Source organism: Streptomyces ossamyceticus (assembly GCF_001418475.1).
GTDB classification, from domain to species: domain Bacteria; phylum Actinomycetota; class Actinomycetes; order Streptomycetales; family Streptomycetaceae; genus Streptomyces; species Streptomyces ossamyceticus.
The window spans coordinates 1-21673 of sequence record NZ_LIQX01000298.1 but is presented as its reverse complement, the minus strand read 5'-3'; the positions used below and the strand labels follow the sequence as shown (position 1 = coordinate 21673).

The following is a 21673-nucleotide window of genomic DNA, read 5'->3' as shown; positions in this document are numbered from 1 at the left end:
TGCCGTACGCCACCGCACAACGGGGAGGCTTCGTGCTCACGGGGATCGACGACGTCGACTGGGCGTCGATGGGGCATGCGTACACCGATTCCGCGACCGACGTCCCCGACCTGCTGTGGGGCCTGGCGTCGGAGGACCCCGCCCGGCGGGACATCGCGCTGGACGGGCTGTACGGGGCGGTGCACCACCAGGGCGACGTGTACGACAGCACGGTTGCCTGCATACCGTTCCTCTTCGAGCTGGCGTCGATGCCGGGTCTGCCGGACCGGGCGGCGATCGTGCGGTTGCTGTGCGGCATCGCCGGCGGGCGGAACCCCGACCCGGCCGAGCTGGACGCCCCGTTCGAGGACGAGCGGGAGAACGCGGCGTACGTCCAGCTGTATCTGGACGCCTGGGCCGGGGTCCGGGAGCGCGCCGACGCCTTCCTCACGCTGCTCGGCGACCCGGATCCGGAGGTGCGCGCGGCGGCCACCGAGGCGCTGGCCGAGGTGCATCCGCAGCCCGCGCGGGTGTTCGACGCGTTGCGTGGGCGGCTTCCGGTGGAGCGGGACCCCGGGGCGCTGCGTGCCCTGGTGGGGGCGATCGGCGAGCTGGCCGGCGCGCACCCGGAGCAGTTGGGTGACACGGCCGAGCCCGTCCTGCGCGAGATGGTCCTCTCGGGCGGGGCCGATCACGAGCTGCGGCTGGCGGCTCTCGTCCAGCTGGCGCGCTGCGCCCCGCGGACCCTGCCCGCGCACAGTGTGCGGATCGCCCTGGACACGCTGCGCTCCGCGTACGAGCGGAAGGCGTCCGCCGCCCGCGCGGCCGGGCCGGCCCGGGAACGCCCGCGGACGGACACGATGGTGTCGTACCTGCGCGACCTGGAGGCCACGCACTACGCGCTCGCCGACTCGGACGCCACTCCCGACCTGCTCCTGGAGCTGCACCACGCGCTGGGTGACCGGACCGACCTGCGGTTCCCGCTGCTCCTCGGGCAGTTGGGGAGCGCGGACTGGGGTCAGCGCATGGCGGCGATCAGGATGGCCGGGGCGCTGATGACGGGCTGGCGGATCCCGGACGACGAGCCGCTTGTCGCGCTCGCCGGGCAGCTGCGGGAGCCCGAACTCCGTCTGAACAAGGCCGCCTTGTTGGAGCTGCGGTATCTCGCTCCGGTCGCCCGGGTGGTGGCCGACGACGTGGTGGCGTTCGTCGAGGACTGGTGGGAGAGCGGGCGGACCGAGCCCATGGACGGCCTGCGCTGGCTCGACACGGCGATCGGCAGGGCCATGGAGGTGCTGGCGCTCCAGGGCGACGACCGGGCGTTGAACGCCCTGAAGTCCGTCCTGAGCCGGCTGGACCCACCGGAGGAGACCGAGCGGTGGCTGACGGCCTACGGGCCGGAGGCGGGCGCGGAGTTGGGCCCGGTGCTGCACGAGCGGCTCGCCGACCTCGACCCGGCCGACCGGGGTGTCACCCGGCGCCGGCTCCTCGACGGACTGGGCATCCTCCGGCATCGGCCGTCCCTGCCCCTGGTCATCGCGGCGCTCCGCGACAGCGGCGAGGACGCGGCGACCGGGCGGCACGCGCTGAAGGCCCTGGCCCGCTACGGCACGGCGGCGGCCGAAGCCGCCCCGCTGTTGCGGGAGCGGGTCTCGGACGCCACCGCCCGCGATCCCGACCGCACCGAGGCCGCGGCGGCGCTGTGGGCGGTGACCGGCGATGCCGAGGCGGTACTTCCCGCCCTGAGGGCCGGTCTGCGCTCCGAGCGCCGGTACGAGCGGAGGGCCGCCCTCCAGGTGATCGGCTCGCTAGGCCCGGCGGCCGTGTCGCTCGCGACGAGCCTGCGCGGGACCGATCCTCAGGGCGTCGACGAGGCCGTCGCCCTGTGGCGGATCACCGGAGACGCGGAGGAAGCGCTGCCGGTGCTGTCGCACCACTGGACCGCCCAGCCGGTGCACCGCCCGGAGATCGCCGCCTGCCTCGTCGAAGTGGGCCCCGCGGCGGCCCCGGCCCTCCCCCTGGTCCGGGCGGAACTGTCCTCACCCCGCCGCCATCGCACCGACATCACCCACGAGACGGCCCACGCCGCCGTGAACGTACGAGGGGACGTGGCGTCGGACGAGGAGTTGCTGAGGGATTGCCGGCGCATAGTGGCGGCGTGCGGGACCGGCTGAAGGCGGGGGCGGACCCGCCGGACCGGCCGAAGCGCCCTCAGCCGCGGGTGTAGGTGAGGAACGCCGCCCCGCCCTCCAGGACGACGTGGTGCGACAGATTCCATACGCGCGGGTCGAAGGCGGCCGAGCGGCCGAAGAGGGGAATTCCGGTGCCTATGGTCAAGGGGCCGAGTTTGACGATGAGTTGGTCGATCTCGTCGTACAGGACGCCCGCGAGTTCACCCCCGCCGATCAGCCAGAGGTCCTTGCCGTCCTCTTGCTTCAGCTCCCGTACCTTCGCCACCGGGTCGCTCGTGACCAGTTCCACGGCCGGGGCGGGGCTCTCGGTCATGGTGGTGGAGAAGACCAGGTGCCGCAGGTGGGGGTAGGCGTCGGCGATACCGGCCTTGAGGCCGATCTCATAGGTCTTGCGTCCTTCGAGGACGGTGTCGAAGTGGGTGCCCTCGGCCTCGACGGACAGCGCCTTCCTCGCCGGGGCGGGCAGGGTCTCGGGGTACTCCGCGGCGAGGTACTGCACATAGTCGCCGGTGACGGGCCAGAAGCCGTCAGGTCCTGTGGGGTCGGCACCGTCGGGCCCGGCGATGAAGCCGTCGAGGGTGGAGGCGATGTAGTACACGAGCTTGCGCACGAAGGATTCCTTCTGGATCGGTTGCCGGACAACGGTGGCGGTGGCGCACAGGGCGGATCGAGACGAGCGACGGCGGAGCGGGGCGGGCGAGGCGGGCGGCAAGTCCAGGGCCTCTTCCCGCCGATGCGGTGTCAGCCGTGCTCGGATGCGGCCCACTCGACGAACTGGATGATCACCCCGTTGGGATCGGTGACCTGGAACAGGCGCTCCCCCCAGGGTTCCTCGCGCAACGGCATGGTGATCCGGACCCCGGCCTCACGCAGCCGCTTCTCCTGCTCCCGCAGGCCGGAGGCGACGGTGAAGGCCAGGATCAGGCCACTGACCCGCTGGTCACGCTGCTCGGGCGGCAGCACCTCGATACCGCGGGCGAGCAGGACGACATCGACCGCGTCGTCGTGCCACAGGGACACGAAGCCGTCGGCGGCGTGCCGGACGGCATAGCCCAGGTGGGCGGTGAAGAACTCCTGCGAGCGAGTGACGTCGTCCACGGTCAGCGAGACGGTGGAGGCGGTGAACTGCACGAGACTCCCTGGATGCGGCGGGGACCGGCCTGCACCCGACCCCCACCGTCTGATCGACGTAAACTTATAACGGACGTAAACTTATCCTTGACCATTCTTGGCGTCAACATAAAAATGCTACGGGGGTAAGATTCCGCCATGGCTACCCAGGTGCCGCCTCCCAAGGCCGGGCTTCGTGAGACGAAGAAGCAGGAGACCCGGCAGCTCATCTCCGACCACGCGACGCGACTGTTCATCGCCCGGGGTTTCGAGCGGACGACCATCGCCGAGATCGCCGCCGCGGCCCGTGTCGCCAAGAAGACCGTCACGAACTACTTCCCCCTCAAGGAAGACCTGGCGCTGGACCACCAGGACCAGTTCGCCACCTCACTGGCCCGCGCCGTCGACGCGCGACACCCCGGGGAATCCGCGCTGGCCGCACTGCGCCGGGCCTTCGCCGACTCCGTCGCCGCCCAGGACCCGGTCGCCGGGTTCTCCGGCCAGGAGTTCGCCCGCATGATCGCCGACAGCCCCACCCTGAGCACGTGCGTGCGCGGCCTCCACGACCAGCGGGCACACCACCTCGCCCGGGCGCTCGCCGGGGCCACCGGCACCGACCCCGACGACATCACCGTCCGGGCCGTCGCCGAACTGCTGGGCAGCGCGCACCGCACGCTGTTCCAGCGCATCCAGGAGCTGACTCTCGCCGGCCACCCCGGCGCACGGATCGCCCGGACCATCACCGCCGAAGCCGCCCAGGTCTTCGACCTGCTGGAACCCGCCCTGGCCGACTACGCCACCGCCTAGGACGGCGTCCCTCGTCAGCCGGGGAAGACGCTGGCGTCGGCGCAGCGGGTCACCCCTTCTTCGCCCGGCTCGGCTGCACCCTCTTCGGCTCGCCCGGCATCTTCGGGTACTCCGGCGGATACGGCAGGTCGCCCAGACCGTGGTCGTGCTCGTCGCGTGCGGCCAGTTCGAGCAGCGCCTCCAGCGAGTACGCGTGGTCGTCCATGTCGGCGTGGACGTCACCGCGTTCGACGTAACGCACGGGCATCGTGGCGAGGTCGAAGTCGCGGGGCAGGGCGGAGCCCACCTCGTCCCAGGTGAGGGGCGCGGAGACGGGGGCGTGCGGGCGGGGCCGTACGGAGTAGGCGGAGGCGATGGTGCGGTCACGGGCGGTCTGGTTGTAGTCGATGAAGATCTTCTCGCCCCGTTCCTCCTTCCACCACGCCGTCGTCACCCGGTCCGGCATCCGACGTTCCAGTTCCCGGGCGGCGGCGATGGCGGCCCTTCTGACCTGGGTGAACGTCCAGTGCGGTGCGATCGGGACGAACACGTGCAGACCACGCCCACCGGAGGTCTTCGGCCAGCCGCGCAGGTCGCCGTAGTCGTGGAGGACGGAGCGCAGTTCGTGCGCGGCGCGGACGGCGTCGGCGTAGTCGGTGCCGGGTTGCGGGTCGAGGTCGAGGCGGAGTTCGTCGGGGCGGTCGACGTCGTCCCGCCGGACCGGCCACGGGTGGAAGGTGAGCGTGCCGAACTGCGCGGCCCAGACGACGGCCCCGACCTCGGTGGGGCACATCTCGTCGGCGCTGCGGCCGCTGGGGAAGGTGATGTGGGCGGTGGGGATCCAGTCGGGCATGTTCTTCGGGGCCCGCTTCTGGAAGAAGTTCTCGCCGGTCACCCCCTCCGGGTAGCGCTCCAGGGTCGTGGGCCGGTTGCGCAGGGCCCGCAGGATGCCGGGGCCGACGGTGATGTAGTACCGGGCCAGGTCCAGCTTGGTGAAACCGCGCTCCGGGAAGAACACCTTGTCGGGACTGGACAGCCGTACCGTCCGACCCGCCACCTCCAACTCCACCGCATCAGCCATGCGGCCACGGTAGGCGGAGTCGACGTATGCCGCATACCGGGTGCTGATCCTCGATACCCGGTGCATATTCCCGATCCGGATGTCTCTGCTCGATGCCGGGCGAATCCTCTCGCGGGGCCGCAGAATCGGAGCATGGATCTGCCGGTGATGCCGCCCGTGAAGCCGATGCTCGCCAAGTCCGTGGCGAAGATCCCACCGCACATGCACTACGAGGCGAAGTGGGACGGGTTCCGGGCGATCGTGTTCCGTGACGGGCCCGAGGTGGAGCTGGGCAGCCGTACGGGCAAGACGCTGACCAGGTATTTCCCGGAGCTGGTGGAGTCGCTCGCGGAGCGGTTGCCGCAGCGGTGCGTGATGGACGGCGAGATCGTGATCGTCCGGGAGGGCCGCCTCGACTTCGACGCGCTCACCGAGCGCATCCACCCCGCGGCCTCCCGGGTCCGGATGCTGGCCGGCGCACAGCCGGCCTCCTTCATCGCCTTCGACCTGCTGGCCCTGAACGACGAGTCCCTGACCGACGTCCCGCTGACCGACCGGCGCGCGCTCCTCGAACGCGCACTGGCCGATGTGACGGCCCCCGTCCATCTCGCCCCGGCGACCACGGACCGCGAGGTGGCCGAGCGGTGGTTCGAGCAGTACGAGGGCGCGGGCCTGGACGGGGTGATCGCCAAGCCGCTCGATCTGCGCTACCGGCAGGACGAGCGGGCCATGTTCAAGATCAAGCACGAGCGGACGGCGGACGTGGTGGTCGCCGGGTACCGACTGCACAAGAGCGGGCCCGTCGTCGGCTCCCTGCTGCTCGGCCTGTACGACGACGGGGGCACCCTCCAGCACGTGGGGGTGTCCGCCGCGTTCCCCATGAAGCGGCGGGCCGAGCTGGTGACCGAGCTGGAGCCGTCGCGGATGCCGGACGTCAGGGAGCACCCCTGGGCCGCGTGGGCCGACGAGGCGGCGCATGAGACCGCGCGGCTGCCGGGCGCGCCGAGCCGCTGGTCGGGGAAGAAGGATCTCTCCTGGGTGCCGCTGCGGCCCGATCTGGTCGCCGAGGTGGCGTACGACCACATGGAGAACGGCGTCCGGTTCCGCCACACGGCCCGCTTCCGCCGCTGGCGCCCGGACCGCACCCCCGAGAGCTGCACCTACGCCCAGCTGGAGGAGCCGGTGAACTACGACCTGGCGGAGATCCTCGGATCGTAGCGCCCACACAGGGGCCCACACCGGCCCAAGGTTCGCTCACGGCTCCAGCAGTACCTTCACCGCCCCGTCGTCCTTGCGCTGGAACATCTCGTAGGCGTGCGGTGTCTCGCTGAGCGGCATGCGGTGGGTCGCGAAGTCGTCGACGCCCAGCGGGTCCTCGTCGGTGAGGAGGGGCAGGATGTCGTCGCTCCAGGTGCGGACGTTGGCCTGGCCCATGCACAGCTGGATCTGCTTGTCGAACATGGTGAGCAGCGGCATGGGGTCGGCGGTGCCGCCGTACACCCCGGAGATGGAGATGGTGCCGCCGCGCCGCACCAGTTCGATGGCGGTGTGCAGGGCGGCGAGCCGGTCGACGCTGAGGTGTTCCGCGAACTTGGCGCCGATGGTGCGGGGCAGCAGGCCGGCCGCGGTCTGGGCGAGCTTGGCGGCCGCGCTGCCGTGGGCCTCGGTGCCGACGGCGTCGATCACGGAGTCGGGGCCGCGCCCTGCCGTACGGTCGCGGATCGCGGCCACGAGTTCCTTCTGGCTGTCGAAGTCCCTGAGGTCGTACGTCTCGACGCCGCGTGCGCGGGCCCGGCGCAGCCTCTCGGGCACCAGGTCCACGCCGAACACCTGCTCGGCGCCCCGTACCTGGGCGACCCGGCAGGCCATGTCGCCGATGGGCCCCAGGCCGAGCACGGCGACGCTGCCGCCGGGCGGGACGTGCGCGTACTCGACCGCCTGCCAGGCGGTGGGCAGCACATCGGAGAGGTAGACGAACCGGTCGTCGGGCGGGCCCTCCGGCACCTTGATCGGCCCGAACTGGGCCTGCGGGACCCGCAGGTACTCGGCCTGGGCGCCCGGTACGGCGCCGTACAGCCGGGTGTAGCCGAAGAGGGCCGCGCCCATGCCCTCGGCGGTGCACTGGGTGGTCTCGCACTGGGTGGGCAGCCCGGTGAGGCACATCCAGCAGTTGCCGCAGGCGATCTGGAACGGCACCACGACCCGGTCGCCCGCCGCGAGGTCCGGTACCGCGGCACCGACCTCCTCGACGATGCCCATGGGTTCGTGCCCGAGGATGTCGCCCGGCGTCATGAACGGTGTGAGCACCTCGTAGAGGTGCAGGTCGGAGCCGCACAGCCCGGTGGAGGTGATGCGGATGACCGCGTCCGTCGGCTCCTGGATCGTCGGGTCGGGCACGGTCTCGACGCGTACGTCCCGCCTGCCCTGCCATGTCACTGCCTTCATCGCGTCCCGCTCCGTCCCTCGACTCGGCCTCGCAGGTCCGGCACGAGTACCCGGAGCCCCAGCTCCGAACCACCTCGAAGCGCGGACGGCCCGGTCGATCGGATGCAGTCAGAAGAAGACAGGGATAGCCATCTATCAACCTATAAGTCCACAATCAAAGACAAACTCGGTGAAGGATGGGCACGGTGGGCATGAAACTGAAGGCGCGGCGGACTCGGCGGCATGTGACGACGGGCATGGTACTCGCCGCGCTCACGGCGGGCGCCCTCCTCGCGGGCTGCTCCGGCGGCGGCTCGGACGACGACAACCGCCAGGGCGAGAGCCCCACCCGGAGCCCCGGCACCACGGCTCCCGTGGGCTCGATACTCGCCGTGAAGATCGACAACGTCCGCACGGCGAGACCCCAGACGGGGGTGGACGCCGCCGACATCGTCTACGCCGAGCAGGTCGAGGGCGGCCTGAGCCGGCTCATGGCCGTCTACGCGACGAGGTTCCCGGACGCCGTCGGCCCGGTGCGTAGCGCCCGGGAGTCCGACCTGGAACTCCTGCGCCAGTTCGACGAGCCGACGCTCGCCTTCTCCGGCGCCCAGAGCAAACTGCTCCCGCTGATCGACAAGGCGCCGCTGGAGGCCAGGACCCCGGGTGACGCCGGTGCCGCGTACTACCGGGGCGGCGACAAGCCCGCCCCGCACAACCTCTATCTGCGCCCCGCGAAGCTGGTCGGCTCCCCACCCGGCGCCGAGGCCCTGACCACGGGCTTCCGCTACGGCCGGGCGCCTGCCGGCGGCACACCCGAGGACTCCCTCACGATCCGCTACCCGGCGGCCCGCTTCACCTTCACCTGGTCCGACGAGGAGCGGCGCTGGCTGCTCGCCATGGACGGGCAGGACACCGTGCCGGCCGACGGCGCGCGGGTCGCCCCGGCCACGGTGGTCGTGCAGCACGTCACCATCCGGCAGTCCCGCTACCACGACTTCCTCGGCAACAACACGCCCTACACGGAGACGGTGGGCTCGGGGAAGGCCGAGGTCCTGCGTGACGGACGCGTGTTCGAGGCCGACTGGGAGCGGAAGTCGCCGTCGGACGGCACGACCTTCACGACACCGGACGGCGAGCCCCTGAACTTCGCGAAGGGCCAGGTCTGGGTGCTGTACGTCAAGAAGTGACCGGGTCCCCCCCATGACGCGCCACATCGGGAGCGGGGGCTGCGCCGAGCCGGTCGGGGTCCTGGCGGAGCGGCTCCGCCGGGCTGCGCAACTCCTCCGCGGCGTCGGCCACCCGCCGGATCAGCTCGAAGAACTGGCTCTGCTCTCCCTCCGACAGGGGGGCGAGGAACACCTGGTTCATCCGGGCCGTCCGCACGGTCAGCCTGCGGTGCGTCCGTACGCCGTCCTCCGTGAGCCGCAGCAGGAAGCGCCTACCGTCCTGCGGGTCGCGGACCTTGTCGAGCAGGCCCCGGCGGCCGAGCCTGGTGATCACCTCGGACATCGTCGAGCGGTCGAGGCCGACCCGCTCCCCCACCGTGCGCTGGTCCAGCCCCGGCTCGGCGACGAGCGTGTTGAGGACCGCGAACTGCGGCGAGGTGATCTCCTCGGAGACCATCACGTTCCACAGCAGGTAGTGCGCCTGCTGCAACCGTCGGGCCAGGTGCCCGGGGTGGGTGGAGAGGTCCACCGCGGCCATGTGCGCTCCTCGGCTAGGTCGACAGGGACGGTAATTCGTTTGTGTACTGAACAATACCCGCCGCCCGACAGAGCGCGTCCAGAGCATCGCACGCGTCTGACCTCGCCCTTCATGCAGGTCTTGACGACGGACTCCCCGAGTGGCAGCGTGAAGGAATCTTCACTGAAATACTCAGTGCCCTGATTAATTGCTCACCGGGCGCTCGGCGTGGGCCAGGGCCTCACCCCGGTCCTCGAACGCTAAGGAACCCTCATGACACTCACCCAAGCGGACATCGACCTGGAGATCGCGGCCCAGCACGCCGCCTACGAGAAGCGGATCGCCGACGGCGCCCCGGTCGAGCACCAGCCGCGTCGCGACTACGCCCCCTACCGGTCCTCGCTGCTGCGGCACCCGAAGCAGCCGCCGGTCTCCATCGACGTCAGCAAGGACCCGGAGGTGGTGGAGCTGTCCTCCCCCGCCTTCGGCGAGCGGGACATCACCGAGATCGACAACGACCTCACCCGGCAGCACCACGGTGAGCCGATCGGTGAGCGCATCACCGTCTCCGGCCGCCTCCTCGACCGCGACGGGCGCCCGATCCGCGGCCAGCTGGTCGAGATCTGGCAGGCCAACTCGGCCGGCCGCTACGCCCACCAGCGCGAACAGCACGACGCCCCGCTCGACCCGAACTTCACCGGCGTCGGCCGCACCCTCACCGGCGACGACGGGCAGTACCACTTCACGACGATCCAGCCCGGCCCGTACCCGTGGCGCCAGCACCTCAACGCCTGGCGGCCCGCCCACATCCACTTCTCGCTCTTCGGCACGGCGTTCACCCAGCGGCTGGTGACGCAGATGTACTTCCCGAGCGACCCGCTGTTCCCGTACGACCCGATCATCCAGTCGGTGACGGACGACGCGGCGCGGCAGCGGCTGGTCGCCACCTACGACCACAACCTGTCGGTGCCGGAGTTCTCCATGGGTTACGTCTGGGACATCGTGCTCGACGGCCCCCACGCCACCTGGATAGAAGAAGGACGCTGACCTGCCATGACGAAGATCGACACGAGCCGTCCGGAGACGGTGCTCCCGACCCCGTCGCACACGGTCGGCCCCTTCTACGGACACGCCCTGCCGTTCCCCGGCGGCGGCGACATCGCCCCCGTCGGCCACCCCGACACCATCGCGCTCCAGGGTTACGTCCTCGACGGCGCGGGCGCTCCGCTGCCGGACGCCTTCGTGGAGCTGTGGGGGCCGGATCCCGACGGCAACATCCCGCAGGTCGACGGCTCCATGCGGCGCGACCCCGCGAGCGGCGGCTTCCTCGGACGCAACGGCGTGGAGTTCACCGGCTGGGGCCGCGTCCAGACCGACGCCAACGGGCACTGGACGGCGCGGACGCTGCGGCCCGGCGCACGCGGCCGGAACGCGCCCTACCTCAGCGCGTGCGTCTTCGCCCGCGGTCTGCTCGTCCATCTGTACACCCGGATCTATCTGCCGGGCGACGAGGCGGCGCTGGCCGCCGACCCGCTGCTCTCCCAGGTGGAGCAGGCGCGCCGCGGCACGCTGATCGCCGAGGACAGGGGCGACGGCACCTACCGTTTCGACATCCGCCTCCAGGGCGAGGGCGAAACGGTCTTCCTGGAGTTCCGGTGACGCCCTCACCCGTCGGGCGTGACATGCCCCCGGTCGAGTCCGACGCCGGTCTGCTCGCCCCCGGGTGGACCGGCTCCCCGGCGGCGGCCGCGACCGGCGACGGCGCCTACCTGAGGGCGCTGCTCGACGCCGAGGCCGCCCTGACCCGCGCCCAGGCCGCGCTCGGGCTCGCCCCCGCCGAGGCCGCGACGGCGGTGACCGAGGCGGCCCGCTCCGGCGCCTTCGACGTACGGTCCCTCGCGGAGCGCGCCCGAGGCGGAGGCAACCCGGTGATCCCCCTGGTCGCCGACCTCACCGCGGCGGTCGGCACGGTGTACGGCCCGTACGTCCACCGAGGCGCCACCAGCCAGGACGTCCTGGACACGGCGACGATGCTGGTCGCCGCCCGCACCCTCGACCCGGTCCTGGCCGACCTCGGCGGTACGGAGTCCGCGCTCGCCGGACTGGCCGCCGAGCACCGGGACACGGCGATGCCCGGGCGGACGCTCACCCAGCACGCCGTGCCGACGACCTTCGGACTGAAGGCGGCGGGCTGGCGGTCGCTGGTGCTGGACGCCCGGGACCGGATCGCGGTCGTACGGGCGAGCCTGCCCGCCCAACTGGGCGGTGCGGCAGGCACGTTGGCCGCCTTCACCGTCTTCGCCCCGGTGACCGGTGGCGGGACACCGGACACACCGGTCGACACACGGCCCCTCGTCGCCGCGTACGCCCGTGAACTGGGCCTGCGGGAACCGGAGTTGCCCTGGCACACGCTGCGCACCCCGATCGCCGACCTCGCGGGGGCGCTCGCCTTCACCGCGGGGGCTCTCGGAAAGATCGCGGTGGACGTGCTCACGCTGGCCCGCACGGAGATCGCGGAGGTCGCCGAGGGCAGCGGCGGCGGCTCGTCCGCGATGCCGCACAAGGCGAACCCGGTCCGCTCCACGCTGATCGCGGCGGCGGCCCGGCGGGCACCCCAGCTCGCGGCCACGCTGTACGGAGCGATGGCCGCCGACGACGAGCGGCCGGCCGGGGCCTGGCACGCCGAGTGGGAGCCGCTGCGGGACTTGCTGCGGCTGGTCGGGGGCGCCGCGCGGGACGCGGTGGAGCTGACCCGGGGGCTCCGGGTGGACGCGGACGCCATGCGGCGCCATCTCGACCTCACCCAGGGGCTGATCGTCTCCGAACGCCTGGCCGCCGAGCTGGCGCCTGTCCTCGGCCGGGACCGCGGCAAGGAGCTGCTCACCCGGACCGCCGCCCGCGTCCACACCGAGGGCCGGCCACTCGCCGACCTGCTGGCCGAGGAGCCCGACCTGAAGGACCTCGACCTGGCGGACCTCACGGACCCCGCCCGCTACACCGGCTCCGCCGGAGACCTCACCGACCGTGCCCTGGAGCGACGTTGACGGACACACTGCTCGACCACCGCGCGGAGGGACCCGCCTCCGCTCCCCCGCTGCTGCTCGGCCCGTCCCTCGGCACCTCCACCAGGCTGTGGGACAAGGTGGCGCCCGAACTGTCGATCACACACCGGGTGATCCGCTGGGACCTGCCGGGGCACGGCGGCTCCCCCGCCGACCTGATCGCCGCCGGGGCCACGGTCGGCGACCTGGCCGCGCTGGTGCTGTCCCTCGCCGACTCGCTGGGCGTCGAACAGTTCGCGTACGCGGGGGTGTCGCTCGGCGGGGCGGTGGGTCTCCAGCTCGCCGCGCACCACCCGGAACGGGTCTCGTCCCTCGCGGTGATCTGCTCCTCGTCGCACTTCAACGGGGACAAGCCGTGGCGTGAACGGGCCGACCTGGTGCGACGGGAGGGGCTGGCGGGGCTCGCCGAGACCGCCGACTCCCGTTGGTTCACCCCCGGGTTCACCGTGCCGGAGCTGGTCGACGACCACCGCGGGGCCGACCCGGAGGCGTACGCCGCGTGCTGTGACGCGCTCGCCTCCTTCGACATCCGCGGCGCGCTGCCGGGGATCACGGCGCCGACCCTGCTGATCGCCGGGCGGGAGGATCCGGCGACCCCGCCGGCGCATCTGCGGGAGATCGCGGACGCGGTGCCGGGCTCGTCGCTCACGGAACTGTCCGGCGCGTCCCATCTCGCGCCCGCCGAACGCCCGGAGGCGGTGCTGGCCGCGCTGCGCGCGCACTTCGACGGGTATCCGGGGCGTGGGATGGAGGTGCGCCGCCAGGTCCTCGGCGATCCGCACGTGGACCGCGCCCAGTCCCGCCAGTCGCCGTTCACGGCCCGCTTCCAGGACTTCATCTCCCGCTACGCCTGGGGGGAGATCTGGACCGACCCGACGCTCTCGCGCCGCGAACGCAGCATGATCACGCTGACCGCGCTGGTCGCCCACGGCCACTACGACGAACTGGCCATGCACATCCGAGCGGCCCGCCGCAACGGCCTCACCCCCGACGACATCGCCGCCGTCCTCCTCCAGACAGCCGTCTACTGCGGAGTCCCCGCAGCCAACTCAGCCTTCGCCACGGCACAGCGGGTGCTGGCGGAGGAGGTGGGTGCGGAAGAGGCCTGACACTCGGGGCGGGCCCTCCCTCGCGGCGTGACCATCACGGGTCTGGAGCCTCGTCCGTGGCCCGCCGCCGACCGGAGAAAGAGCCGTCGGGGCCTCCTGGCCGCACCGCGCCATCCCCGGACCCATGTGGATCCGGCGGTCGTGACCGCCACTTCGGTGAGCCCGACAGAGGCGGCCCAGGGGGTTTTGTGAAAGTCCAGTGCGGTGCCCGCGGTGTCCGGTGCGTGGCCTGGGGGTCCCCCTGCTCGAAGAGCTTGGGGGAGTGCCGGACGAAGGCCCTCGTAGTGGCGCTACGTGGGTCTTTGGCCGGTGCGGCGAGTGGGGGTACCCCCTGCTCGAAGAGCTCGGGGGAGCGTGCCGGACGCTGCGGGTGCTGTGCGGGACTTTCACAACACCCCCTAGACGAGCCGAGCGATGGCCTCCCGCGCACGGTCGACAAGACTGTCCGCTCCGCAGGACTCGGCCAGGGTGAGGCCCCGCTGCAGTTCGGAGGTCGAGCGGGTGGCGATGCCGTATTCGACGCGGGCCGCGGCGTGTTCATACGCGGAGGGTGAGGCCTCCAGGTAGGTGACGGCCTTGGCGTACAGGGCCGCGGCCTGCTTGCCCGTGGCGAGGGATGCCTCGAGGCGCAGCGCCTCACCGATCGCCGTGTCCGTGCCGAAGCGTTCGGCGCGCCGGCGGACGGTGGCGGCGAGCTCGGCCGCACGACGAGGGTCCTCGTTGGCGAGGGCCCGGGCGAGCGCGCCGGCCCACGTCGCGGAGACCGTGTTGTAGTGGCCCCGGGCAGCGGTCGCCTTCCCGGCGGCCTCCAATTCGTTGATGCCTTCCTTGGTGCGGCCCACGGCGAGGAGCAGTCGGCCCCGCACGGAGCGGGGCTCCGGCATCACGATGGTGGACGGGTACGGCGGTGCGAAGTTGTACTGCTCGGCGACCTGCCAGGCCTCCTGGATGTGCCCGCGGACGAGCAGTGTGTCGACGAGGTTGCAGGTGGCGCTCCAGTACAGCGGCAGGCCCCTGCCGACCCGCTCGGCGAGCACCAGCGACTTGCGCAGGAAGGTCTCCGCCTCCCTGAGCCTGCCCCGCAGACGATGGACGAGCCCCACGTGCGCGTGGGCCAGAGCGAGGTGACCGCCGCTCCAACCGGCGGACTCATAGGTGCGCAGGGCCTCCGTGCACAGTCCTTCCGACCGGTCGAGCCGGTCCGCGTAGGCGTACGCGACGGCCAGCAGCAACAGCAGTTCGATGCCCCACTCGGTGTCCGTCCAGCCGAGTCCCGGCGCGAGGCGACCGTTGACGAGTGCGCGGTCGCAGTGTTCGGCGACCACCTCGGCGTTCTCACCCCGTGTCATCGCGTCGTAGCCGCGCAGGATGAGCAGTGCGCGTTCGGAGTTGTCCCTGCCCCTGCAGGTCTCCGCGAGTCGGGCGAGCGCCTCGGAGTGGGCGGGCGGGAGTTCCTCACCCACATGGATGGTGTCCCACATGTAGCGCACGGCCTGCAGTCGCATCCTGGCGGGTCCGGAGTCCAGGCGGGCGATCTCCGCGTCGACCGTCCGGATCGCCTCGTCCGACTGATCGTTGTGGAGCAGCGCCTGGGACAGGCGGAACACCGCGTTCACTCGTTCCGCGTTGTCCAGGCCCGGTTCGGCCAGGGCCGAGCGGAGGTATTCGACTGTTTTGGCGGGGGCGGTGAGGAGGGTGGCGCAGCCCAGTTCGTAGAGGACGCGTACGCGGACGTCGGGGCGGGGCGGTTCCTGGAGGGCGCGTTCGAGGCAGCGCCGGGCCGCTTCGGGGGCGCCGACGGCGAGGTGCTCGGTCGCGGCGGACCGGAGTTGTTCGACGAGTTCGGGTTCGCCGTCGGGGAGGACCTCGATGAGGTGGCGGGAGGCCGCCGCGGGTCCGCGTCCGGACTCGGTGACGACGGTCGCGGCCACGCCGTGGAACGCGGTGCGCACGCTGGGCAGGATCGAGTCGTAGACGGCGGTGGCGATCAGGGGGTGGACGAACACCAGGTCCCCGTCGTCCGGCTGGCGGTTGGCGGGGTCGGGCGGGGTGAGGATGCGGGCCTGGGTGAGCAGTTCGGCGCACTCCCGCGCCGTGTCCGCGGGCAGCCCGGCGAGACGGGCGACGATCTCCACGGTGATGCCGGTGTGCAAGATGGCGGCCGCCCAGGCGAACCGGGTGGCTTCGACGCCGAGTTTCTCCAGGCGCGCGACGAGTCCGTGGCCGCGCGCAGTCTTGTTGAGGGCGCGCAGTTCGGCGGCGGAGTCCTCCACCGGGTCCAGCTGGCTGTCCTTGACCTTGGCGAGGAGTTCGACGGTCTCGTAGGGGTTGCCCGCGGTGACCGCCCACACCTCGCGGCAGAACGCGTCGTCGGCGTGTTCGCCGACCGTGGTGCGGGTGAGCCCCGCGGTGGCGTCGGGCGTGAGCGCGCTGATCTTGGTGACGGGCCCGGCGACGGCGGCGATCTCCTGGAGATAGCGGGCCTGTTCCCCGATGGCCTCGCCGGGGCGGCGGGCGACCACGACGAGGACGCACATCTCGGCCAGCCGTCCGGTGAGCGCGGACAGCCAGTGCAGGGTCTCCTGGTCGGCCCAGTGGGCGTCGTCGATCAGCAGCACGAGAGGCCAGGTCCGGCGAACGAGCCTGCCCACGGCGGCGACGAGGCCGTCGCACACGTGCTGGGGGTCGGCGGGTGTCTCGCCCGGTTCGGCGAGACCGAGGGCGGGGCCCGCGATGTCGTACCAGTCGCCCAGGTAGTCATCTCGCCGTCCATCAGCTCCAGCAGCGCGGGCTGGAGCAGTTGACGCACCACGTTGAACGGGACGGACGTGACGGTCTCGCCGCCGCGCGCGTACCAGGCGGTGCAGCCGCGTTCCCTGGCGATGCGCCGGGCCTCGGTGAGGAGGGCGGTCTTGCCGATGCCGGCCTCGCCCCGGAAGACCAGGACTCTGCCCGGTGACGCCTGGTCGACACAGAGCTCCTCGATCGCGTCCGTGATCGCGGCGAGCTCCGCGTCGCGCTCCCACAGGGAAGCCGAGGCAGCCGTGTCGGGCCGTGCCTCCGTCATCCCGGTACCTCCCCAGGTCGCCCAAACGACGTACAGGTGATTGAGCGTAGCCGTCCGACTGCCGAAGTGGAGGCTGGTCGGGGCACCTATTGCCGTGTCGGGTGACAACGGGCTGCCACAGGGCGACGCTTTCGTCCGCCCACCTGCCGTGTTGCTAGTGATGGACAGTCAACTGGCCGTGACGGGGCGTCGGTTCTCCGGTGCGACGGACACGGCCGTGGGGAGGCGGGACGGCCATGACGCTCCAGGGGACACGGCCCCGTCGGGCGCTGTTCGCGGGCTCGGTCGGCAACTTCATCGAGTGGTACGAGTTCGGGGTGTACGGCTCCTGCCGGTTGGACACCCTCATCGGGCGGGCGTTCGCGGCGGTGGCGGTCGAGGCGGACCGGGAACTCTGCTCGGGGCGGGCCGAGTTGGTGGCCTCGCACGGGCAGACCGTGCACCACTGGGTGGAGGGCGGCCGGGCCCGCGGCAGTCTGCAGCTCGGGCAGCCCGCCTGGATCGCGGAGGCGACGGGACTGCCGGTGGTGGCGGAATTCCGCCCGCGTGACATCGCCGCCGGGGGGCAGGGCGCGCCTCTGGTGAGCCTGTTCGACCTGCTGTGGCTGCGGGGCCGGCCGGGGACGCCGGTGGCGCTGAACCTCGGCGGCATCGCCAACCTCACGGCGCCCGACGGCACCGCCTTCGACACCGGGCCGGCCTGCGCGCTGATCGACGCGGCCGTGCGGGACGCCACGGGCGGGGGCGCGGCGTACGACGTGGACGGCGCCCTGGCCGCGCGGGGCGCCGTCCACGAACCGCTGCTGCGCCGCTTGCTGGACGAGCCGTACTACGCGCTGCCCGCGCCGAAGACGACGGGCAAGGAGCTGTTCCACGGGGGTTATCTGCGCGACGCCCTGGCCGGGTTCCCCGCGCTGCCCGTGCGGGACGTCGTCGCGACCCTGACCGCGCTCACGGCCCGGACCGTGGCCGGGGCCGCCCTCGCGGTGCGGGCGACGGAGGTGATCGCGTCGGGCGGCGGCACCCGCAATCCGGTGCTGATGCGGATGCTGGCCGCCGAGTTGGTGGGGGTCCCGTTGCGGGTCTCCGACGAGCTGGGGCTGTCGGCGGCGGCCAAGGAGGCGTACGCCTTCGCCGTCTTGGGTTTCCTGACCGTGCGGGGGCTGCCGGGCACCGTCGCGTCGAGCACGGGGGCGCGTCGACCGAGTGTCCTGGGCTCGGTGACGCCGGGGCGGGCCGGTTTCCCAGCGGGGCCGCCGGACGGCACGCGACCTCCGGTACGGCTGGTGGTCGGGCGGGCACCCGTCGGTTCCTGACATGGGACGGCGGGGCAGCGCACCCCGGACGGCGCGCGGCGGAGGCAGCGCACCCCGGTCGGCGCGCGGCGGGGGCGGCGCACCCCGTCGGCGACCGGGCCTGGGCTCCCGGCGGTGAGGAGCGCCCCCTGCTCATCGTCAGCGATGCCGGGGCAATACGGATCATCGTGCGGTAGTTCGCCAAGGGGGCGGAACGGCGCTCGGCGCGGCGAATTCCGGCCCCCTCTCATCCACTTTTCACTCCGGCCTCATACGGTGGCGTCATGACGCAGGTGACTCCTCCCGGCTGGTACCCCGATCCCGGCCAGACGAATGACGCGCCGCCCACCGAGCGCTGGTGGGACGGCAGGGCGTGGACGGACCAGGTCCGGCCCGCGGGCTCGGCCGGGACGTTCGGCCCTCCGGCCTTCGGGCCGGCCGCCGGGCCGTACCCGCCCGGCGCCGCACCGGCGTATCCCGGCTACCCGGCGTACGGCGCCCCGGCGCCGAAGCGCGGGCTGCGCACGGGCATAGCCGTCACCGTGGCCGTCGCGGTCCTCGCGTGCATCGGGATCGGCGCGTACGCCCTGGTGGGCAGGGACGGCGGCGATGACAGCAGCACGACGTCGCAGGGCTCCGGGGGGCAGGACGGCCGGGGCGGCGACGGCGGCCGGGACGGGGACTCCGGCGGTCAGGGCGGGCCCGGCGGCTCGGGCGGTTCCGGTGGCTCCGGCGGGCAGTCGCCGACGCCGGACGGCTCCGGGCAGCCGCCGCAGACCGAGGACGGGTACGCCACCGACTCGACGAGCGGCATCAGCATCCCGGTGCCGGACGGCTGGATCACCTCTCCGCTGCCGGTCGGCGCGCAGGTGGTCACGAAGGCGTCGTACAAGTGCCCCGCCGACCCGTCGAAGAACTGCACGCGCGGTGGCGCGTACTCCATGCCGGCCAAGGAGCTGAATCTGAAGGCCACCACGGCGGAGGCGGCAGCCAAGGAGGACATCGCCCAGAACGCCGAGGACGCCTACGGCACCGAGGGCTACGGCAAGATCAGCTCGCACAAGGAGCTGGCCTCGAAGGCGGTGACCGTGGCCGGCGAGAAGGGCTATCTGGTCCGCTGGAAGGTGGCGACCGGCAAGGGCGACGACGGTTACGTCGAATCGCTCGCGTTCCCGTCCCCGGCCGACTCCTCGCGGCTCGTCGTGGTGCGCTTCGGCATCGACGTCAGCGACGAGGCGCCCGAGCAGTCGGTGATCGACGACATCACCAAGGGCATCAAGAAGGCGGCGATCACCAGCGGCGGGGGCGACGGACAGGACGTGTGAGTCGGCCGGGTGGGGTTCCTCTCCGCTCCAGAGGAACCCCACCCGGCCGAGGGGTGCGCGCCGCCCCCGTCCCCACGGTGCGGCGCATCGGGTCGCCGTCCGGTCATCCCTGAACGGCGGCCCGAGCCTCAGGTGAGGCCGAGCGCGGGGAACACGGCCGCCTCCATGAATCTGATGACGTATGTCTCGTCCGCGTCCTGCCCGTCCAGGACCGGGCGGGCCCGGATCACCCCGAAGATCTGGGCCGGGACGAACTCCAGCGCGGGATGGCCGACGGGGACCTCGCCCCGTGCGACACCGCGGTCGATCATCGCCTTGAGTGCGTCGATCTCGGGCTCGACGAGGGCGTGGCGCAGGGCGGCCCGCAGTTCCTCGTCCTGGACGACGGCCTGGCCGAGCGCCTGGTAGATCCGGCCCTCCAGGGCGAACCCCTCGGTCGCCTGCTGGGCCACCTCGCACAGGTCACCGCGCAGGGACCCGGTGTCGATGCCGCCGAAGCGGACGCTCCGGCGGGCGCGCAGCGCCGCGGCCACGAACTGGGGCTTGTTCTTCCACTGCCGGTAGAGCGTGGACTTGCTGCAGCGGGTGCTCGCGGCGACACCCTCCATGGTCACCGAGTCGTAGCCGCACTCTCGGATCTGTTCGAGCACGGCGTCGAAGAACTCCCGCTCACGCTCGGGCGTGATCTTGGAGCGGCGCGAGGCGACGGCCGTGTCCGGCCCGTCCGCGGCCTGCGACGTCATGACTCTCGTCTCCTTCGGTCGGGTCACATCCCTGGGCCTGCCAAGACGCCACTGTACCGGAACGCCAACGTATCGGTACAGCATCGTATCGATACCCCCTAGTTTCGGTACAGTGGCGTATCGGTACACTCGCGTATCGGAACTGTCCCGTATCGGAACAGATTCGTATCGGTACGCGTTCGGTTCGTTCGTCGTGCCACCAGGAACCAGCGCCACCAGCGCCGTCAGGGAAAGGGCCGGGGGATGGAATGCCGCACCGCGCCTCCAGAGCCGGCCGCCGCGACACCGCGGCCGCCCCTCATCCGTGAGCTCCTGCTCGTCGCGGGTCTCTTCCTCCTCTACAAGTTCGGCCGGACGCTGACGAGCGGGCACACCGCCGAGGCATTCCGCGACGCCGACCGCGTGTGGGAGTGGGAGCGCGCGCTCCGGCTGCCCGGCGAGGGGGCCGTGCAGTCGGCGCTGCTGCACGGCGACACGCTGGTCCACCTCGCGAACGTCTACTACGCGACCGTCCACTTCCCGGCCACCGCGGCGTTCCTGGTGTGGCTGTACCTGCGGCGCCCCGCGCACTACGTGTGGGCCCGCCGGGTCCTCGCGGCCGTCACCGCCGCCGCCCTGCTGCTCCACCTGGCCTTCCCGCTGGCCCCGCCGCGGATGCTGGAGGCGGCGGGTCTCGTCGACACCGGGCAGGTGTACGGCCCGACGGTGTACTCGGCCGTCCCGGCGACCGACTCCCTGGCGAACCAGTTCGCGGCGATGCCCTCGCTCCACTTCGGCTGGGCCCTCATGGTCGCCATCGGGCTGATCGCAGCGACCCGCTCCCGGTGGCGCGCGCTCTGGCTGCTGCACCCGCTGGTCACGCTGCTGGTGATCGTCGGCACCGCGAACCACTACTGGCTGGACGCGATCGTGGCGGGCGGGCTGCTGGGCATCACCCTCGCCGTGATCCGGGTCCCGCGTCGGACGGCCACGACCGCCCGGCGGCCGGTGGGGCTCGCCCCCGTCGAGGAGCCCGCGCTGGTCGGAGCGGGCCGATGAACGCCACGCTCGTCGCCGTCGCCCTCTCCCTCGTCTCGGCCGTCGCCTACGCGGCCGCCGCCGTCGCCCAGGAGCGGCTCGCCGCCCGCGACGCCGGCACCGGGGCACGGCGGATGCTCGCCAGCGGCGCCTGGTGGAGTTCGGTCGCGCTCAACGCCGGGGCCGCGCTGCTGCACGTGGTCGCCCTGAAGTACGGGCCACTCACCGTGGTCCAGCCGCTGGGCGCGCTCACCCTCGTGGCGGCGGTGCCGCTAGGGGCGCGGCTGGCCGGGCGGCGGGTCGGCACGGTGGAGTGGCGCGGTACGGCGCTCACCCTGGTGGGGCTCGCGGCGATCCTGGTCACCGCGTCCGGTTCCGCTCCGGGCGACGTGCTGAGCGTGCCGGAGGCGGTCGCCGTCGCCGGGGCCACGGCCGCACTGATCGGGCTGCTGTCCCGCCGCGGCACCCGGCCCGGACTGCGGCACGCGACCGCGTCCGGGGTGGCGTCGGGTGTCGCGTCCGCGCTGACCCAGACGGTCACGGTGGCCGCGACCGACCCTGCGGGCGCGGTGCTGAGCGTCGAGGTCGTCGTCGTGGCCCTCCTGGTCGCGGCCTTCGCCGTGGGCGGCCTGTTCCTCTCGCAGACGGCCTACCGGGGCGGCCTCGGCGCCCCGCTCGCGGTGGTGACCCTGACGAACCCGGTCGCGGCCGCGGTGATCGGCCTGTCTCTCCTCGGCGAGGGCCTGCGGGGTGGCGCGGCGGGGGTACTCCTCGCCCTGGCCGGGGCGGTGGTGGCGGGCCGGGGCGTGGTCCTCCTGACC

18 protein-coding genes and 1 pseudogene are annotated in these 21673 nt (G+C 72.5%); 12 read left to right on the top strand and 7 right to left on the bottom strand.

Annotation, left to right across the window (positions count from 1 at the left end):
• Positions 1–2153: HEAT repeat domain-containing protein (locus tag AOK15_RS22420; RefSeq protein ID WP_240508548.1), on the top strand; the 2153-nt coding region annotated here is incomplete at its 5' end.
• Positions 2154–2190: 37 nt separating this feature from the next.
• On the opposite strand, the gene AOK15_RS22415 is transcribed toward AOK15_RS22420, so the two are convergent.
• Complete coding sequence (locus AOK15_RS22415; RefSeq protein ID WP_055519682.1) at positions 2191–2781, bottom strand: dihydrofolate reductase family protein; 591 nt, start codon at positions 2779–2781, stop codon at positions 2191–2193.
• 131 nt (positions 2782–2912) lie between these two features.
• Positions 2913–3302, bottom strand: a complete 390-nt coding sequence (locus AOK15_RS22410) for a VOC family protein (protein ID WP_055519680.1) — start codon at positions 3300–3302, stop codon at positions 2913–2915.
• Positions 3303–3440: 138 nt separating this feature from the next.
• Here AOK15_RS22410 and AOK15_RS22405 point away from each other — a divergent pair, with 138 nt between their 5' ends.
• Positions 3441–4088, top strand: coding sequence for a TetR/AcrR family transcriptional regulator (locus tag AOK15_RS22405; protein ID WP_055519678.1), 648 nt, complete (start codon positions 3441–3443; stop codon positions 4086–4088).
• A 49-nt stretch (positions 4089–4137) separates the two neighbouring features.
• Here AOK15_RS22405 and ligD read toward each other — a convergent pair whose 3' ends face one another.
• The gene (gene ligD / locus AOK15_RS22400; RefSeq protein ID WP_055519689.1) at positions 4138–5148 is read right to left on the bottom strand and encodes a non-homologous end-joining DNA ligase; all 1011 of its coding nucleotides are present in this window, start codon (positions 5146–5148) and stop codon (positions 4138–4140) included.
• A 132-nt stretch (positions 5149–5280) separates the two neighbouring features.
• On the opposite strand from ligD, the gene AOK15_RS22395 reads away from it, so the two are divergent.
• Positions 5281–6345 carry an ATP-dependent DNA ligase gene (locus tag AOK15_RS22395; RefSeq protein ID WP_055519676.1) on the top strand — a complete coding sequence of 355 codons (1065 nt, stop codon included), beginning with the start codon at positions 5281–5283 and terminating at the stop codon, positions 6343–6345.
• A gap of 36 nt (positions 6346–6381) precedes the next feature.
• On the opposite strand, the gene AOK15_RS22390 is transcribed toward AOK15_RS22395, so the two are convergent.
• Positions 6382–7572: a zinc-dependent alcohol dehydrogenase gene (locus tag AOK15_RS22390; protein ID WP_055519674.1), complete on the bottom strand. Its 1191-nt coding sequence runs from the start codon at positions 7570–7572 to the stop codon at positions 6382–6384.
• Between the two features lie 191 nt (positions 7573–7763).
• Between AOK15_RS22390 and AOK15_RS22385 the strand changes: the two genes are divergently transcribed.
• On the top strand, positions 7764–8738 hold the full coding sequence (locus AOK15_RS22385) for a DUF3048 domain-containing protein (protein WP_240508547.1): 975 nt from the start codon (positions 7764–7766) through the stop codon (positions 8736–8738).
• On the opposite strand, the gene AOK15_RS22380 is transcribed toward AOK15_RS22385, so the two are convergent.
• Entirely contained in the window at positions 8728–9255 is a 528-nt protein-coding gene (locus AOK15_RS22380; RefSeq protein ID WP_240508546.1) for a MarR family winged helix-turn-helix transcriptional regulator, read from the bottom strand. The two genes, AOK15_RS22385 and AOK15_RS22380, sit on opposite strands and share 11 nt — an antisense overlap.
• A 252-nt stretch (positions 9256–9507) precedes the next feature.
• Between AOK15_RS22380 and pcaH the strand changes: the two genes are divergently transcribed.
• From pcaH to pcaDC, 4 genes are read left to right on the top strand one after another with little or no spacing between them, the layout of a single operon-like run.
• Positions 9508–10281: a protocatechuate 3,4-dioxygenase subunit beta gene (gene pcaH, locus AOK15_RS22375; protein ID WP_055519670.1), complete on the top strand. Its 774-nt coding sequence runs from the start codon at positions 9508–9510 to the stop codon at positions 10279–10281.
• 6 nt (positions 10282–10287) lie between these two features.
• Entirely contained in the window at positions 10288–10893 is a 606-nt protein-coding gene (gene pcaG / locus AOK15_RS22370) for a protocatechuate 3,4-dioxygenase subunit alpha (RefSeq protein WP_055519668.1), read from the top strand.
• Between the two features lie 23 nt (positions 10894–10916).
• Positions 10917–12278, top strand: a complete 1362-nt coding sequence (gene pcaB / locus AOK15_RS22365) for a 3-carboxy-cis,cis-muconate cycloisomerase (RefSeq protein WP_055519666.1) — start codon at positions 10917–10919, stop codon at positions 12276–12278.
• Positions 12275–13405 (top strand): bifunctional 3-oxoadipate enol-lactonase/4-carboxymuconolactone decarboxylase PcaDC, encoded by a 1131-nt coding sequence (pcaDC, locus tag AOK15_RS22360; RefSeq protein ID WP_055519665.1) that lies wholly within the window; start codon positions 12275–12277, stop codon positions 13403–13405. Before pcaB ends, pcaDC begins: the two co-directional genes overlap by 4 nt.
• Before the next feature lie 398 nt (positions 13406–13803).
• Here the strand turns inward: pcaDC and AOK15_RS22355 are convergent.
• Positions 13804–16472 (bottom strand): annotated as a pseudogene (locus AOK15_RS22355) (ATP-binding protein).
• Positions 16473–16708: 236 nt separating this feature from the next.
• Here AOK15_RS22355 and AOK15_RS22350 point away from each other — a divergent pair.
• Positions 16709–17788, top strand: coding sequence for an anhydro-N-acetylmuramic acid kinase (locus AOK15_RS22350; protein ID WP_079058632.1), 1080 nt, complete (start codon positions 16709–16711; stop codon positions 17786–17788).
• Positions 17789–18051: 263 nt separating this feature from the next.
• Positions 18052–19092, top strand: coding sequence for a DUF2510 domain-containing protein (locus AOK15_RS22345; protein ID WP_079058631.1), 1041 nt, complete (start codon positions 18052–18054; stop codon positions 19090–19092).
• A 128-nt stretch (positions 19093–19220) separates the two neighbouring features.
• On the opposite strand, the gene AOK15_RS22340 is transcribed toward AOK15_RS22345, so the two are convergent.
• Complete coding sequence (locus tag AOK15_RS22340) at positions 19221–19835, bottom strand: TetR/AcrR family transcriptional regulator (protein ID WP_055519663.1); 615 nt, start codon at positions 19833–19835, stop codon at positions 19221–19223.
• A gap of 243 nt (positions 19836–20078) precedes the next feature.
• Here AOK15_RS22340 and AOK15_RS22335 point away from each other — a divergent pair, with 243 nt between their 5' ends.
• Positions 20079–20873, top strand: coding sequence for a phosphatase PAP2 family protein (locus AOK15_RS22335; RefSeq protein ID WP_055519661.1), 795 nt, complete (start codon positions 20079–20081; stop codon positions 20871–20873).
• A partial coding sequence (locus tag AOK15_RS22330) for a DMT family protein (protein WP_055519659.1) occupies positions 20870–21673 on the top strand: 804 nt, incomplete at its 3' end. The genes AOK15_RS22335 and AOK15_RS22330, both read left to right, overlap by 4 nt.

Bases quoted from the DNA above. Each gene is read 5' to 3' on its own strand.
- AOK15_RS22350 (WP_079058632.1), top strand. From the start codon at position 16,709: ATGACGCTCCAGGGGACACGGCCCCGTCGGGCGCTGTTCGCGGGCTCG.
- AOK15_RS22385 (WP_240508547.1), top strand. From the start codon at position 7,764: ATGAAACTGAAGGCGCGGCGGACTCGGCGGCATGTGACGACGGGCATG.
- AOK15_RS22405 (WP_055519678.1), top strand. From the start codon at position 3,441: ATGGCTACCCAGGTGCCGCCTCCCAAGGCCGGGCTTCGTGAGACGAAG.
- ligD (WP_055519689.1), bottom strand. From the start codon at position 5,148: ATGGCTGATGCGGTGGAGTTGGAGGTGGCGGGTCGGACGGTACGGCTG.
- AOK15_RS22395 (WP_055519676.1), top strand. From the start codon at position 5,281: ATGGATCTGCCGGTGATGCCGCCCGTGAAGCCGATGCTCGCCAAGTCC.
- AOK15_RS22340 (WP_055519663.1), bottom strand. From the start codon at position 19,835: ATGACGTCGCAGGCCGCGGACGGGCCGGACACGGCCGTCGCCTCGCGC.
- AOK15_RS22390 (WP_055519674.1), bottom strand. From the start codon at position 7,572: ATGAAGGCAGTGACATGGCAGGGCAGGCGGGACGTACGCGTCGAGACC.
- AOK15_RS22380 (WP_240508546.1), bottom strand. From the start codon at position 9,255: ATGGCCGCGGTGGACCTCTCCACCCACCCCGGGCACCTGGCCCGACGG.
- AOK15_RS22335 (WP_055519661.1), top strand. From the start codon at position 20,079: ATGGAATGCCGCACCGCGCCTCCAGAGCCGGCCGCCGCGACACCGCGG.
- AOK15_RS22345 (WP_079058631.1), top strand. From the start codon at position 18,052: ATGACGCAGGTGACTCCTCCCGGCTGGTACCCCGATCCCGGCCAGACG.
- pcaB (WP_055519666.1), top strand. From the start codon at position 10,917: ATGCCCCCGGTCGAGTCCGACGCCGGTCTGCTCGCCCCCGGGTGGACC.
- pcaG (WP_055519668.1), top strand. From the start codon at position 10,288: ATGACGAAGATCGACACGAGCCGTCCGGAGACGGTGCTCCCGACCCCG.
- pcaH (WP_055519670.1), top strand. From the start codon at position 9,508: ATGACACTCACCCAAGCGGACATCGACCTGGAGATCGCGGCCCAGCAC.